This window comes from Bifidobacterium sp. M0404, from assembly GCF_016101415.1.
GTDB classification, from domain to species: domain Bacteria; phylum Actinomycetota; class Actinomycetes; order Actinomycetales; family Bifidobacteriaceae; genus Bombiscardovia; species Bombiscardovia polysaccharolytica.
The window spans coordinates 360,167-374,142 of sequence record NZ_JACFQP010000001.1; the positions used below are offsets into that span (position 1 = coordinate 360,167).

11 protein-coding genes and 1 riboswitch are annotated in these 13,976 nt (G+C 63.5%); of the genes, 6 read left to right on the plus strand and 5 right to left on the minus strand.

The annotated features are described in order from the left end of the window. Positions 1 to 465: 465 nt before the first annotated feature. The 3 genes from H3T93_RS01470 to H3T93_RS01480 all read right to left on the minus strand — a co-directional run bounded on the left by H3T93_RS01470 (position 466) and on the right by H3T93_RS01480 (position 6,579). A complete protein-coding gene (locus tag H3T93_RS01470) occupies positions 466 to 1,449 on the minus strand; it encodes a ribokinase (protein ID WP_144177238.1) in 984 nt (327 codons plus the stop codon). Between the two features lie 54 nt (positions 1,450 to 1,503). After that, positions 1,504 to 2,541, minus strand: coding sequence for a LacI family DNA-binding transcriptional regulator (locus H3T93_RS01475; protein ID WP_144177236.1), 1,038 nt, complete (start codon positions 2,539 to 2,541; stop codon positions 1,504 to 1,506). 477 nt (positions 2,542 to 3,018) lie between these two features. Next, positions 3,019 to 6,579, minus strand: coding sequence for an RCC1 domain-containing protein (locus tag H3T93_RS01480; RefSeq protein ID WP_144177234.1), 3,561 nt, complete (start codon positions 6,577 to 6,579; stop codon positions 3,019 to 3,021). A 253-nt stretch (positions 6,580 to 6,832) separates the two neighbouring features. Here H3T93_RS01480 and H3T93_RS01485 point away from each other — a divergent pair, with 253 nt between their 5' ends. From H3T93_RS01485 to H3T93_RS01510, 6 genes are all read left to right on the plus strand, one after another. Further along, positions 6,833 to 8,212 (plus strand): alpha/beta fold hydrolase, encoded by a 1,380-nt coding sequence (locus H3T93_RS01485; protein WP_144177232.1) that lies wholly within the window; start codon positions 6,833 to 6,835, stop codon positions 8,210 to 8,212. A 10-nt stretch (positions 8,213 to 8,222) separates the two neighbouring features. Continuing rightward, positions 8,223 to 9,026, plus strand: a complete 804-nt coding sequence (proC, locus tag H3T93_RS01490) for a pyrroline-5-carboxylate reductase (RefSeq protein ID WP_144177230.1) — start codon at positions 8,223 to 8,225, stop codon at positions 9,024 to 9,026. 56 nt (positions 9,027 to 9,082) lie between these two features. Continuing rightward, positions 9,083 to 10,189: a redox-regulated ATPase YchF gene (gene ychF, locus H3T93_RS01495; protein WP_144177228.1), complete on the plus strand. Its 1,107-nt coding sequence runs from the start codon at positions 9,083 to 9,085 to the stop codon at positions 10,187 to 10,189. Next, positions 10,186 to 10,986, plus strand: coding sequence for an alpha/beta fold hydrolase (locus tag H3T93_RS01500; RefSeq protein ID WP_144177226.1), 801 nt, complete (start codon positions 10,186 to 10,188; stop codon positions 10,984 to 10,986). The genes ychF and H3T93_RS01500 overlap by 4 nt, the downstream gene beginning before the upstream one ends. Positions 10,987 to 11,061: 75 nt before the next feature. Continuing rightward, the gene (locus tag H3T93_RS01505) at positions 11,062 to 11,832 is read left to right on the plus strand and encodes a L,D-transpeptidase (RefSeq protein ID WP_082097757.1); all 771 of its coding nucleotides are present in this window, start codon (positions 11,062 to 11,064) and stop codon (positions 11,830 to 11,832) included. Positions 11,833 to 11,953: 121 nt separating this feature from the next. After that, entirely contained in the window at positions 11,954 to 12,961 is a 1,008-nt protein-coding gene (locus H3T93_RS01510; protein ID WP_046323037.1) for a bile acid:sodium symporter family protein, read from the plus strand. A gap of 33 nt (positions 12,962 to 12,994) precedes the next feature. Here the strand turns inward: H3T93_RS01510 and H3T93_RS01515 are convergent, their stop codons facing one another. Then, positions 12,995 to 13,375 (minus strand): fluoride efflux transporter FluC, encoded by a 381-nt coding sequence (locus H3T93_RS01515; protein ID WP_144177225.1) that lies wholly within the window; start codon positions 13,373 to 13,375, stop codon positions 12,995 to 12,997. Further along, on the minus strand, positions 13,372 to 13,809 hold the full coding sequence (locus H3T93_RS01520) for a FluC/FEX family fluoride channel (RefSeq protein WP_186363890.1): 438 nt from the start codon (positions 13,807 to 13,809) through the stop codon (positions 13,372 to 13,374). Before H3T93_RS01520 ends, H3T93_RS01515 begins: the two co-directional genes overlap by 4 nt. A gap of 90 nt (positions 13,810 to 13,899) precedes the next feature. After that, positions 13,900 to 13,972: riboswitch (Fluoride riboswitch) on the minus strand. Positions 13,973 to 13,976: the final 4 nt, after the last annotated feature.

The window sequence follows — 13,976 nt, forward strand, 5'->3', positions numbered from 1 at the left end:
TCAACAATATTCGGGGACAGCGGGAGGTGCCATCAGTCCGAGGGATGATGAGGTCAAACGTGGTCCCAGGCTGTCGCAAGGTGGATGAGCCGGAGCAGTTGTAAGATGTATTTAACACTGGCGATAAGAACAGATTCAGTGCTTGAATTCAGTTGGCAACAAAAGCGGATTTAGGACTTGCTCTCAGTTGGCAATGAGTCTAAATTCCACATTTGCACTCAACTGGCAACAAGTATGCATCCCATATTCATCCATCCAGCCTCTATCGCACAGATACCAGTCAGGCCGACGAATCGTCGTGCATTTTTCGCAACGGTTCATCGGCCTGACAACGCAGGGGAGGGAGTCAGCAGCGCTCTACCTGTCTAATCGTTGGACCCTGACCAGCGGACCCTGGTTACAAGACCCCGGTGGTCAGGATTCCGATGGCTCGACCTTGATGGCTCCGACCACGAACGCCCAGACTCAGGAGAAACGTAGCCTAATCTGCTCGGCCGTGCCGTAGGAGGCCTGCGCCCCCTGCCCGGTGGCAGCGTAGGCGGAGACGTAGGAGGCCAGCTGGGCGGCCTGCACCAGGGTCATGTCGGAGGCCAGGCCGGCCAGCACGGTGCCCATGAAGGCATCCCCGCAGCCAGTGGTGTCCACGGCGTCCACATGCACGGCGTGAATCCGGTAGGTCTGGCCATGGTCCAGCACCATGGACCCCTCGCCGCCCAGGGTGACGATGGCCCGATGGAAGCCGAAGTCCTGCATGGTCTGGTTGATCCGGTCCCAGTCGGCCCCCAGCCAGTCGCCGTCCTCGGGCTCGTCGATGCCCAGCAGCTGGGCCATCTCATGCTCGTTGACCAGGATCAGGTCGGAGTTGGCGATCAGGTCGGTGGGCAGGTCGGCGCGGAAGGGGGAGTCGTTGAGCAGCACGGTCATGTCGGCCTCGTGGCCCATGCGCGCGGCCTCGGTGACCGTCTCGATGGGGCTCTCCAGGCACAAGCCCAGCACCTTGGCCGAGGTCAGGGCCTGGCGGGAGCGGTGGGCGTAGTCCACATCCACCTTGCCGTTGGAGCCGGGGGAGTAGACGATGGTGTTCTCACCACGCGCATCCACGGTGATGACTGTGGTCCCGCTGGCTCCTGGAACGGTCATCACATGGGAGACATCCACCCCGGCGTTGCCCAGCTGCCCCAGCAGAAAGTCGGCGTTTGAGTCGGATCCGACGGCCCCGAAGAGCCGTACCTGAGCGCCGATGCGGGCCGCGGTCGCCGCCTGGTTGGCCGACTTGCCCCCGGGCAGCACCTGCAGGGGACCCCCGTTGATGGTCTCGCCGGGCTTGGGCAGCCGGTCGGTGTTGACGGTGTAGTCCGCATTCATGGACCCGACCACCGAGATGGATCCCTTGATGGTATCCAATCCCTTGAGCACCTGGTCAGATGCCGCCGCCATATCTTGAATCATGTTTCTCCGTTCCTTGATGAGCTTGTCCGCCTTGATGATCACACTGTGACAGGTTCAGGGATCCTGGCCGGTGTGCGCGGGCGGGCGCCCCACCGAGGCGCAGTGGCGGTAGCTGGTCTGCAACCGGACCGACCGCACGGGCGAGCCTGCCATCAGAGCCAGGAGCATGTCCACGCAGCGGATGCCCATGGTGTCGACCTGCTGGGAGATGGTCGACACTGCCGGGGTCAGGATGCGGAAGACGGGCAGGTCGTCGAAGGTGATCATGGACAGGTCCTCGCCGATGCTGATTCCTCGGGACTGGGTCGTTTTGATGGCGCGTATGGCCTCCAGGGAGGATCCGAAGAGCACCCCGGTGATTCCCTGCCGGGCCCAGAGGTGGATCATGTCGGGGTCGAAGGTCCCGGGCTCTACCTGGTCGGCCAGGGGGTCGTCCATGCCCTCGATGCCTGCCAGCAGGTTCCGGTAGACGTCCAGGCGTTCCTGGAAGGTGGCCGATGCTTTGAGAGGGCCGGGCACCAGGGTGATGCGTCGGTGGCCCCGGGTGTGCAGATCCTCAAGGGCCTGCCGCAGGCCGGGTTCGGGGTCGGCGTCCACGCAGGGGATGGTCCGCCCGTCGCGACCGGCGGCACCCTCGGCGGCACGGTCCACGCAGACCAGGGGCAGTCCGCGTCTGGTCAGCTCTTCCAGAGTATGTGAGGAACGCGGCCCGGGCACGATGATGGCTCCGTCAATGTGCTGGCCCAGCAGATTGCGCACCTGGGCCCGGTCTTCGCCTGGGTCGCCCTGGATTGAGGTGCAGATCAGGGTCTGGAAGCCGTGGTTGAGCAGCTGGCCCTGGATCAGATAGGCCAGGTCTGCGAAGTAGGAGTTGCGGATGTCGGGGATGAGCAGGCCGATGGTGCGCGAGTGGGCGGAGTGCATGGATCGGGCTCGGGAGTCCGGCACATAGTGCAGGTCGTGGATGACCTGGTTGATGCGCTGTCGAGTGGCAGGGGAGATGCGCCCGGAGTCGTTAAGGGCTCGGGAGACCGTCGATACGGAGACACCGGCCCGTTGGGCCACATCCCTGATCGTCGCGTACGCCATCATGGCCTTTCGTCGAAGTGGTCGGCCGCCGGGCCGGACTGCCTACCTCGGCGGTTGCCTGACCGCCGCCATGGGCAGGCGAACGGTTCTGACAGCCTTCAGTTATATCAGTGCGGTAACGATACCGCAACTTTTACAGCATGGCCCGTCAAGGCTTGGCTATGAGTGAAGGCGGGCGAGGCTGAATGCTCGAGGATGAGGCTGTTGTTTGCGCGAGTATGCTGGGGTAGGGAGATGAACAGCGGCCGGGCTGGCTGGGGGCTGTTAAGCCTCCTGACCGACCTGGCCGTGTTTCCTCCTCTGCCAGGCAGGGGCGGGGGCGTGCATGCCTGCCCTCGGTTTCCGCCTGCGGAAGTGTGGTGAGGCGCGGGAGGGAAGTGTCGGCTCTCTTGGGGTTTGAGCCTTAAGTGACACTTTTCCTCCCCGCTCCCCATATATGGGCCGGGGGCGTGGGGATTGATACGCCGCCCCCGGCCGTTCTCACCCGTGCGAAGCAAGTGAGAGACTATGTGTTTCCCTCCGGTGGCGGCGTGATGCCAGGACCCCGCCCATGCCGGTCATGCCGGTGGCCAGGGCGAGCAGGATGCCTTCCCCCCCAGCATTGGGGAGCACACCTGCGGGAAGGTACGTGTATTGGAGGGAGGTGTCCGGCGTTTTGGGTGCGCCGCCCAGCGTGTAGTCCACGTTGACCGTGACCGTGCCCGGCGCGTGTGCGGACGTCGTCACGGTCACGCTGCTGCCATCGCCGCGCGTCAGCCCTGATGCGGGGGTCTGGTCGAATCTGACCCCGGTGATCACCAGCTGCAGGTTGAACGACACCGGCACAGGAGCAGGATTCTGAGCTTTACTGTTATATTGCCCTGTGGGAATGCTGTCGTTGCCGAGCTGGCCATTCTCGTTGTCCCCCCATGCGTAGGCGTTGCCGTCGCTGCCTACGGCTAGCGAATGCTGGTATCCGGCGCTGACCTGTTCGGCTTGCAGTCCTTTGCTCTTGTCCTTGGGGCTGGAGGGGTCGCGCACGCGCATAGGAGCAGGATTCGTGTCACCCCACCAGATGGCGATGTTGATGCCGAGCACGCCCTTCTGGTTGGACCCCCATGCGTAGGCGTTGCCGTCGCTGCCCACGGCCAGCGAATAATTGTTCCCGCCGCTGACCTGTGTGTAGGTGAAGTCCGCGGGAGTGTCTGCAGGCGACATGACTTTGACCGGCGTAGTCCGGCGGGTTGTCGTCCCGTCGCCGATCTGGCCAGTGTCGTTATATCCCCATGCGTAGGCGTTGCCGTCGCTGCCCACGGCCAGCGCATGATAGCCTCCGGCGCTGACCTGTGTGTAGGTGAAGTCCGCGGGCGTGTCTGCAGGCGACATGACTTTGACCGGCGTAGTCCGGCGGGTTGTCGTCCCGTCGCCGATCTGGCCTTTGTCGTTTTCTCCCCATGCGTAGGCGTTGCCGTCGCTGCCCAGGGCCAGCGAATAATAGACTCCGGCGCTGACCTGTGTGTAGGTGAAGTCCGCGGGCGTGCCTGCAGGCTTCTTCACTTTGACCGGCGTAGTCCGGCGGGTTGTCGTCCCGTCGCCGATCTGGCCGGAGTAGTTATGTCCCCATGCGTAGGCGTTGCCGTCGCTGCCCAGGGCCAGCGAATGATAGGCTCCGCCGCTGACCTGTGTGTAGGTGAAGTCCGCGGGCGTGCCTGCAGGCTTCTTCACTTTGACCGGTGTCGTCCGGGGGGAAGTGTTGTCCGTCCCGTCGCCGATCTGGCCTTTGCTGTTTTCTCCCCATGCGTAGGCGTTGCCGTCGCTGCCCAGGGCCAGCGAATGCCGACTTCCGGCGCTGACCTGCACGTAGGTGAAATCCATAGGTGTGTCTGCAGGCTTCGGCACCGGGGCGGGCGTGTTCCGCTGGTCGGGCTTGTCGATGCCGAGCTGGCCATAGTAGTTGCTTCCCCATGCCCAGGCGTTGCCGTCGCTGCCCACAGCCAATGAAAAGCCATAGCTGATCGAACTGTCGTACATTGATCCGCTGACCTGGGTGAACCTAATGCCTCGGCTGGTGTCTGGCGGGGTGATGGTGGTGGTTTCGTTGCCGAGGCGGCTACCCTGGTCGGGGTTGATTTTCCACGTGTTGTCGGGGTCTTTGAATGTCCATCTGGCGGTGAGGGTGAGGCTCTTGGTGACGGGCTTGCTGAAGTCGTAGGCGACTTCCCCGGTGAACCATCCGTCGAACAGGTAGCCTTCACGCGCAGGGTCGGGGGAGGGTCGTTTCACCCTGCCGTTTGGAGTGGAGACGTTCTGGTCTGCTGGTTCGGGGTTTCCCCCGCCCGTATCGAAGTGGACCGTGAACGTGGATCTTGGTTCGGCGCCTCGTGTCAGCGGCTGGTCGACCGTGTAGTTGAGGTTTTTGGTGAAGGGTTGGCCGTCCTGTCTGCCGACGATGAGAACAGTGGTTGGTCCCGGCTTGCTGGCGGGCATGTCTGTCTGCCAGGCGTCGTTGTTCTTAGTGAGATTGAGCGGCTGGCCGTTCAGGCTGGCTGACTCCAGGATGGACGCTGTGGTGGTGCTGACTCTTGCTGGCTTGCCGGGCTGTCCCTGCCCGTCCACGTCCCACGTGAACATGCTGCCTTGCCGGTCAATGGCGGTGATCCTGCTGCCGGTGCTTGCGGCCTGCATATACCGCTTGTTCCCGTCGTCCGCGCGCATGGGTGCTTCGCCGGGCTGCCAGGACCATACGTGGCCCTCCGTGTCGGTGATAACGGCCTGGCTATCATTGGCTGTAATCGAGTTGGTTTTTATGTTTGCCGGCAGGTTGACGGCTGTGGGACTGGTCGTGTTGTCGGCCAGGTAACGGATCCGCCTTTCCGTGTCCAGGAGGAGGAACCCCTGGTTGAGGGCATGGGCCTGGATGATGCGCATTCCCGGGTCCTGCTTGATGCGCGCGGGCTTGGCGCTTCCGGTATTGGCCGTCTCCCAGGTCCAGGCCTGCCCGTCAGCGTCCACGATGAGGATCCGGCCGGGGGAGGCGATGGCGGTCACGGCCTGCGCCTTTCCGGGCAGGCTGGTCTCGGCTTGTTTTGTGAATTTCGGGTTCGGCTCCTGGCTGCCGGCATCCCTGGTCTGATAGGCGTGGGCCTGTCCCTGCTGGTCCACGGCCAGGAGTCGATTATCGTTCATGCCGATGCTGGTGAATTTGGTGTCCTGTCCGGTGTCGAGGATCGTGGGCGTCGCTTGACCGCTGTTCCAGGTGTAGATCCGCTGGTCGGATCCCAAGGCGGCCTGCCGGTGGCTGCCGGCTGCGGCCTGCAGGTAGCGGAACCCGTCGGCAGCATGGGTGGGGAGAGGAAATTGCACAGGTGTGCTGTCCTGCGTCCAGGTGTAGATGCGGCCGTCGCCGGTCAGGCCGGCAATCTGGTTTCCTGCGGCTTGGATGCTGGCGATTTGAGGTTCCTGCCTGTCGGGCGGGCTGATGGTCAGCCGCGCCCCTGTGGCGGGCCCGTGATCCGGGCTCAGCGTCCAGTCCGTGACCTTCGTCCACCGGGCTTTCAGGGTCGTGTCCTGGAGGACGGGGGTTTGGAAATCATAGGGCCGGCCGTCAAGCGTCCAACCCTCGAACCGGAAGCCCTCACGCTGTGGATTCTGTTGCGGGGCAGCAGCGAGGGTGCCGGTCTTCACGCTCGCATGGGTGGGCTTGCTGCTGTCGGCCGGGTCGAAAAGCACCGTGTGCGAAGCCTGATCTTCCGTCTTGTCGGCCGATTCAGCCGGAGCGGGGGCTGTGCTGTCAGGCGTGCCCGCCGTCGACGACAGGGTGCTGGGCGTGGGGCTTAATGGTGTGGTGGTTTGTATCGGCGATGGTGAGGACAGTGGAGTGTCTGTTGCGTTGCTGTGGAGAGAGGCGGAGGTTCCGTCAGCTGCGCGAGGGGTCTGACGACCCCCTTCCCCGGAGGGGATGGGAGCGTCCTCTTGGGCGGATGCGACGCCCAGGCCTGCCAGCAGGCTGATCAGGACGGTCATCATCGCCAGGATGCGACGCAGCCGGGTACCCAGATGCATGAAACCGAAACCCCTTCACCGAACACCAAGCAGGGCAAACGCCGCTTGCAGAATAAGGTTCTTCCTGTCGGGAAGCTACCAATGCCTCAACGCCAGTCCGCGCAACAGATTGCGCGAATCATAGAGGAAGCCAGCCGGCTTCCCGACGTCCCCTGCCTCTCACCCTACCACCCAGCCCACAGACAACACACAATCCAGGTCCAACCGCCCGGCGACAATGAACCCGACTGACCTATAGGAAAGGAGCCAGGGTATGACCAACCAGGGATACTATCTGCCGGGACTCTACGTGAGTGAGGGGTCCATCCCCGTTCCCCTGGACTGGGCGGGCAGTGAACCTGGCGTCTGGCGAGCTGAAGATAATGCAGATCAGGCGGTCCTCCGCTGCTTCTACCGCGTGGTCTGCGCCCCTGAGCACTTGAACGACGACCTGCCGCTGCTGGTTTATTTGCAAGGCGGACCCGGGTATGGGGCTCCACGGCCGCTGAGCGCCGTTGCCGACGGGTGGATGGCCGAGGCCCTGCGCCACTTCCGCATTGTTCTGCCCGACCAGCGGGGTACAGGCCGGTCCAGCGCCATCGACGGAACCACCATGGCAGCCCTAGAAGAGCCCCGTGCTCAGGCCGATTATCTGAAGTATTTTCTGGCGGACTCCATCATCCGGGACTTCGAGCACCTGCGTCGCACGGTCTTCGCTGGCCGTCCCTGGGTGGCCTTGGGACAGAGCTTCGGCGGCTACCTGACCTTGGCCTACCTGTCGAACTTCCCCCAGGGGCTGGCTGCGGCCTTCACCGCCGGGGGCGTGCCTCATATCCCCACTGATGCCTACGAGCTCTTCTCTCATACCTTCACCAAAATGGCTCAGCGGTCCCGGGCCTTCTACCAGCGATATCCGAGGGACCAAGACCGTGTGGCGGCCATTGCCGACCGGCTGGCCCAGGGTGATGTGGTCCTGCCCGGCGGCGACCCTTTGAGCGTGGAGCGACTGCAGACCCTGGGCGTCGACCTGGGCAAGAGCGGCGGGTTCGAACGTCTCCACTGGCTGTTGGACACGGCCTTCCTGGACGGCGACGGCAGCCTGCCCGCTTCCGGAGCTAGCAGCTCCCGAGCCACCCTCTCGCAGACCTTCCTGGAAGGCGTGCGGGCGGCTACCTCGGTCAGCCCGCTCTACTGGCCCTTGCAAGAGTTTATCTACGCCGACGGGGACTGCGGCCCCCTGCACTGGGCAGGGCAGCGGGTGCGCGATGCCCGACCCGAATTCGATACTGCTGACCGACCGCTCATGTTCACCGGGGAGGCGATCTTCCCTTGGATGTTCGAGCAGGAGTCCGCCCTGCGTCCCTTCGGTCCGGCGGTCAGCCTGCTCATGGAGGAGGGCTCCTGGGGCCACCTGTACGATCCCGACCGTCTGGCTGACAATCAGGTTCCCCTACAGGCCGTGGTCTACGCCGACGACCTCTACGTGCCCTCCGAGCTCCAGCTGGACACCCTCTCGCGTGTGGGCCACGCCCATGCCTGGGTGACCAACGAGTTCGAGCACGACGGCCTGCACGGGGACAGGGTCTTCGCCCACCTCTACAGGCTGGCCCTGGAGCGCGGCGATCTGGAGGGGCTCTTCCCGGCGCGCGGCTAGACTTGAGAACATGAACACGGACTCATTGACTCTTGGATTCATCGGATACGGCAACATGGCCCAAGCCATGGCCCAGGGGCTTGTCGACGCGGGTGTGCTGCCCGGCGGCCGGATTGTGGCTTGCGCAGCCCACTATGACCGGCTAGTGGAGCGGACGGCTCAGCTAGGTGTGCGGCCCATGCACTCCGGCACCGAGGTGGCCGCGGCTGCCGACCTTGTGATTCTGGCCGTCAAGCCGGGGCAGGTGGCCCAGGTCTGCGAGCCCATCCGCCATGAGCTGGCTGATCCGGACCGCATGGTCCTGTCCGTGGTGGGCGGCATGACCCTTGAGGACTATGCCGACATCCTGGAGGAGGGCACCCACCTGATCTGCGCCATCCCCAACACCCCCATTTCAGTGGGGCAGGGGATTCTGGTCACTCAGGAGGACGATACCCTGACCGACCAGCAACGGGAGCTCTTCACCCAGGTCTTTGACCCGGTGGCCATGATCGTGCGCCTGCCCCGTGAGCTGGTCTCGGTGGGGACGACCATCGCCGGATGTGCGCCCGCCTACACGGCCATGTATATGGAGGCTCTGGCTGACGCTGGGGTGGAGCATGGGCTGCCCAGGCAGGCGGCCTACCGGCTGGCGGCGCGAATGGTGGAGGGGACTGGAGCCCTCTACCTGGCCACCGGCACCAACCCCGGGGCCATGAAGGACGCGGTCTGCTCACCGGGCGGAACCACAATCAAGGGTGTTGCATCCTTGGAGAAGCACGGCTTCCGTGGAGCGGTTATTGAGGCTATTGATGCGGTGGAGCGCGGTGACTGAGCCTGCCGCTCTATGGGGAGCCACGCCGGGGCAGTCCGGGCAATAGACTGGTGGATATGTCGTTAACCATAGGAATCGTCGGGCTGCCCAACGTTGGCAAGTCCACACTCTTCAACGCCCTCACCCGCAACAACGTTCTGGCGGAGAACTACCCCTTCGCCACCATAGAGCCCAACACTGGCATCGTGCCCCTGCCCGACGACCGGCTGCCTGTTCTGGCCAAGCTGGTCCACACGGACAAAATCGTGCCCGCTACGGTCACCTTCGTGGACATCGCCGGCATCGTCAAGGGGGCCTCGGAGGGGGAAGGGCTGGGCAACCAGTTCTTGGCCAACATCCGCGAGGCCGACGCCATCTGCGAGGTGGTCCGCGCTTTCAATGACGACGACATTGTCCACGTCAATGGCAAGGTGGATCCGGCCGACGACATCGACACCATCAACACCGAGCTGATTCTGGCCGACATGCAGACCATCGACAAGGCCCTGCCCAAGCTGGAGAAGGATCAGCGTGGGGGCAAGATCAAGCCCGCCTACCTGGACACCGTCCGCAAGGCCAAGGAGATTCTTGGACAGGGGCGGACCATCGACCAGGCGGCCCAGGCCGGGGACATCGACAAGGATGTGCTCTACGACCTGCATCTGATGACCGCCAAGCCCTTCATCTACGTCTTCAACGTGGATGACGACGAACTGCAGAATGAGGATATGAAAAAGCAGCTGGCTGACTCAGTGGCTCCCGCGCCTGCCATCTTCCTCAACGCTCAGTTCGAGTCCGAGCTGACCGAGCTTGACGAGGCGGATGCCCGCGAGATGCTGACCGATGCCGGGCTCAAGGAGTCCGGCCTGGACCAGCTGGCCCGGGTGGGCTTTGACATTCTTGGTCTGCAGACCTTCCTGACCGCCGGGGTCAAGGAGGTGCGCGCCTGGCAGATTCACAAGGGCTGGACCGCCCCCCAGGCCGCCGGGGTCATCCACACCGATTTCGAGAAGGGCTTCATCAAGGCCGAGGTGGTCTCCTACGACGACTTCGTGGCCGCCGACGGGTCCTACGCCAAGGTGCGCGAGGAGGGCAAGATGCGCCTTGAGGGCAAGGACTATGTCATGCAGGACGGCGACATCGTGGAGTTCAAGACCGGCATCCCCTCCGGTGCCAAGAAGTGAGCACCAGGCCCGGGTTCGCCATTCGCCGGGGTCATGGGCTGCCGCTGATTTTTGTACACGGGTCAGGTGTGGATCACCACATCTTCGATGACTTGGACCCCGTTTTCGAACGGGTGGGCGGCTTTGAGCGGATCTACCTGGACCAGCCCGGCTTTGGCCGCACGCCACCCGACCCGTCCATCCTCGACCTGGACGGTTTGGCTCGGTGGCTGGATGACCAGGTGGACATTTTCAGCGAAGGCGGCCCCTTCGCTCTAGTGGGCAACTCCCTAGGTGGGCTGCTCAGCCGCCATGCCGCCGCCGGGCGGTTGGACCGCTGCCGGGGGATGGCCCTGCTCTCCTCGGTGGTCGACCCGGTGACCGCCCACAGGCGCCTGCCCTCACGTCAGGTGCTGGTCCATGACGACCAGGGCCTGGCCGACGCGGACGAGTTCACCAGGCATGCTTACCGGCAGATGGCAGTGGTGGAGTCCCGGGGGCACTTGGAAGCCTACCAACGCACCATCATGCCCGGCATTCGTTCGGCCGATGCCGATACGGTGGCTCGAATGGAGAAGTACTACCAGTTGGATCTGGACTTCGACCAGGTTTGGTCCGGGTTCATAGCCCCGGTGCTCTTCGTCTGCGGCCGCCAGGACGACCGTGTAGGCTACTTGGATCAGTTTGACCTGGCCTGCCGCTTCCCCCGGGCCTCCTACTCGGTGCTGGACCGGGCCGGCCACAATGTCCAGATCGAGCAGACTGCCCTGGTCTGCGACCTGCTGGAGGACTGGGCCAGGCAGGTGCTGAAAGGCTGAGGCCGTCCTGGTTTCTTCTGTCGCTAAAATGAACTGTGCAAACAGGTTCGTTCAATGGCGACGAAAGGGAAGTAGATGGCTGTCTGGGGATTGGATAGCAAACACCTTAAGCGGCGTGTGCTTGCCATGCTCCGTTGGCTGCTGGACCCTGTACGCCGCACGCCTGTGGTAGTGACGACCGCCCTGTTGACGCTGCTGCTGACAGTTTTGGTCGACAATCTGTTCCAGCCGGTGGATGCGGCTCATGCAGAACGATCGGCAGATGCGAGCACTTCTAGCGCATCAACCGTTTCGGTGAGACAATTTCCCAAGGCGCATCATCCCAGCAAATCCAAGTCCTCCTCTTCATCAGCGGCAAAGAAGCAAACAAAGGTTCAGAAGACAGACCCTGATGGTTCCTCCACTCAGCCTGTCGATTGGCTCAAGCCTTCGCAGCAGGTCGATTACCCGGATCCTGCGGCCCACCCTGGCATCTCCTTGGAGGTCAGCCTTCAGGATCAGCGGGTCTACGTGCGTGATGGGTCTCAACTGCTCTACACCATGTATGCCTCGACAGGTATGGATGACTCCACGCCCAGGGGCAGCTTCCGCATCCAGGCCGAGCGCGGCGACCACTTCTACAACCCCAACGAGGGGATAGGCGCCCGCTACTACACCAGCTTTCTGAACCACGGGGTCTTCCTCTTCCACTCGGTTCCCACTGATCCCAGTGGCAGCTACATAAAGGAGGAGGCTGACTTGTTGGGCATTCGACCCAGCTCCCATGGCTGCATCAGGCTGACGGTGCCCGATGCCCTGTGGATCATGAAGTCCGTGCCCACCGGCACGCCCGTCCTGGTCAACTGAATTCCAGTCGGTACCGGAACATCCTCGTCCAAAATGTGGCCATTCTCGGTCGTGCCTGCCCTCGGTTTTCTAATTTTGCTCTACCACAAAGAGAACTATCGAGAGGAAGTGGTCAGGAATCATGCAAAAGGTGCAGCGGTTCAGTGACTGGTTGACTAAGTGGTTCATTCTGGTGGTCCTGGTTTGGGCCGCCATCAACTTCTTTGTCCCGCAGATTAGCATTTGGGCCCGCAGCTACACCAACTACTTCCTGAGCATTATTCTCTTCGGCATGGGGCTGACCCTGAGCCTGGACGATTTCAAGCGAATTATCAAGATGCCGCTCATGGTCATCGTGGGCACCATAGCCCATTACCTGATCATGCCCCTGCTGGCCGTGCTGCTCTGCCGCATCTTCCGGCTGGACGGCATGATCGCTGTGGGCGTCATCCTGGTGGGCTGCTGCCCCTCGGGGACCTCCTCCAACGTCATGTCCTACCTGTCGCGTGGCGATGTGGCCCTGGATGTGTCCATTGGTCTGCTTTCCACCCTGTGCGCGCCCTTCATGATCCCCATGCTGATGAACCTGCTGGCCAGCCAATATGTGGCCATCCCCACCAAGCAGCTCTTCCTGACCGCCCTTGAGGTGGTGCTGATCCCCATCGCCCTGGGCCTGGCCGTCCACGCCTTCTTCAAGGAGAAGGTGCAGAAGGTGACCGTGGCCCTGCCGGCGGTCTCGCAGATCGCCATCCTGATCATCATCGGCGTGGTGGTCTCCGTCAACCATGCCAAGCTCTTCACAGCCGCCACCGCCCTGGTCCTGCCGGTGGTCATGCTCCACAACCTGTGCGGGTACGGGCTGGGCTTCCTCTTCAGCCGGCTCATGTACCGCATCTACCCCAAGGGGTTCCGCTACGCCCAGCAGAAGGCCATCACCTTCGAGGTGGGCATGCAGGATTCCGGACTGGGCGCGACCCTGGCCCTGCAGGCCTTTGCCGCCGACCCGATTGTGGCCATACCCTCCACCTTCTTCAGCGTCTGGCACAACATCTCCGGCTCGGTGCTGTCCGCCTGGTGGCGTCGGCATGACGACCGTCTGGGGATTGCTGCCGACTCCGCCCAGGGTCGTCCGGAACCGGCTCGCGCCTAGGTTCCGCAGCTCCTTGATTGCTGGCTGGATCTGCTACATGCCCGGTCCGGCCAGCAGGAAACCCAGGGCTGTCAGCAGGGGCGGCAGGACCATTGAGGCTGCCAGATAGCCAAGAGCCGCCAGATGCCGTCTCTGCCGGGTCAGGGCCAACACTTCGTTGACCGCTGTCGAGAAGGTGGAGAAGCCGCCCAGCAGTCCTGTGGCCAGCAGCAGCCGTCCCCAGGCGGGCAGTCCGTGGAAGGCGGCCAGGGCGGCCACCAGTCCTGCAGCCAATCCGGCCAGCAGGTTGATGATCATGGTCGAGAGGGGCAGGTACACCTGCCAGCGGGCCTTGACCAGGGTATCCAACAGGTAGCGAAGTCCGGCACCCAGGCCGCCGCACAGGCAGATCAGCAATGTAAATGCAATGGTCATCGCACACCCGCCTGGATGTGTGCGGCCAGACGTGCTCCCAGCGCGGCCATGGCCCAGGAGACCATCAGGCCTCCGGCAAAGGAGATCAGCAGGTAGGCAAGGGTTGCCCGGACTTGACCGCCCGACAGTCCTTGGATCAGTTCCAGCGAGAGCGTGGACATGGTCGACAGCCCTCCGCACAGGCCCATGCCCAGGCCCCTGTTGGTCAGTTGCCTTTGGCGCGCGTGTGCGCTTTTGGGCAGCCCGGCCAGTAAGGCGGTCAGCAGGGCGTAGCCTGCGCAGGCGATCAGGTTGGCCAAGAGGGTTCCCGGATGCAGCGGGCCGCTCTGGCCCGGCAGCAGGCTCAGGGCGTACCGGCAGCCGGTGCCCAGGGTTCCGCCCAGCATCACCACCAGGGTTGTGGCCATGTCAGGTCCGGTAGGGGGTTTGGTCATTGGAGGCCTCGGTTCCCGACGGATCAGCGTCCGCAGGGTCGGGCTGAATGGCATGCGCCTGCACCCGGCCCGCAGACGGGGTCGTCGAATCATGGTGCAGGAACTATCAGCAGTTTGCGGTTCGGAGCTCAAGCCCCGGGCGGGTTCCATCGCCCGGAGCACATTCT

Excerpts from the sequence above, each read along its gene's own strand:
- H3T93_RS01510 (WP_046323037.1), top strand. The coding sequence starts at position 11,954 with ATGCAAAAGGTGCAGCGGTTCAGTGACTGGTTGACTAAGTGGTTCATT.
- proC (WP_144177230.1), top strand. The coding sequence starts at position 8,223 with ATGAACACGGACTCATTGACTCTTGGATTCATCGGATACGGCAACATG.
- H3T93_RS01515 (WP_144177225.1), bottom strand. The coding sequence starts at position 13,375 with ATGACCATTGCATTTACATTGCTGATCTGCCTGTGCGGCGGCCTGGGT.
- H3T93_RS01520 (WP_186363890.1), bottom strand. The coding sequence starts at position 13,809 with ATGACCAAACCCCCTACCGGACCTGACATGGCCACAACCCTGGTGGTG.
- H3T93_RS01480 (WP_144177234.1), bottom strand. The coding sequence starts at position 6,579 with ATGCATCTGGGTACCCGGCTGCGTCGCATCCTGGCGATGATGACCGTC.
- ychF (WP_144177228.1), top strand. The coding sequence starts at position 9,083 with ATGTCGTTAACCATAGGAATCGTCGGGCTGCCCAACGTTGGCAAGTCC.
- H3T93_RS01475 (WP_144177236.1), bottom strand. The coding sequence starts at position 2,541 with ATGATGGCGTACGCGACGATCAGGGATGTGGCCCAACGGGCCGGTGTC.
- H3T93_RS01470 (WP_144177238.1), bottom strand. The coding sequence starts at position 1,449 with ATGATTCAAGATATGGCGGCGGCATCTGACCAGGTGCTCAAGGGATTG.
- H3T93_RS01485 (WP_144177232.1), top strand. The coding sequence starts at position 6,833 with ATGACCAACCAGGGATACTATCTGCCGGGACTCTACGTGAGTGAGGGG.
- H3T93_RS01505 (WP_082097757.1), top strand. The coding sequence starts at position 11,062 with ATGGCTGTCTGGGGATTGGATAGCAAACACCTTAAGCGGCGTGTGCTT.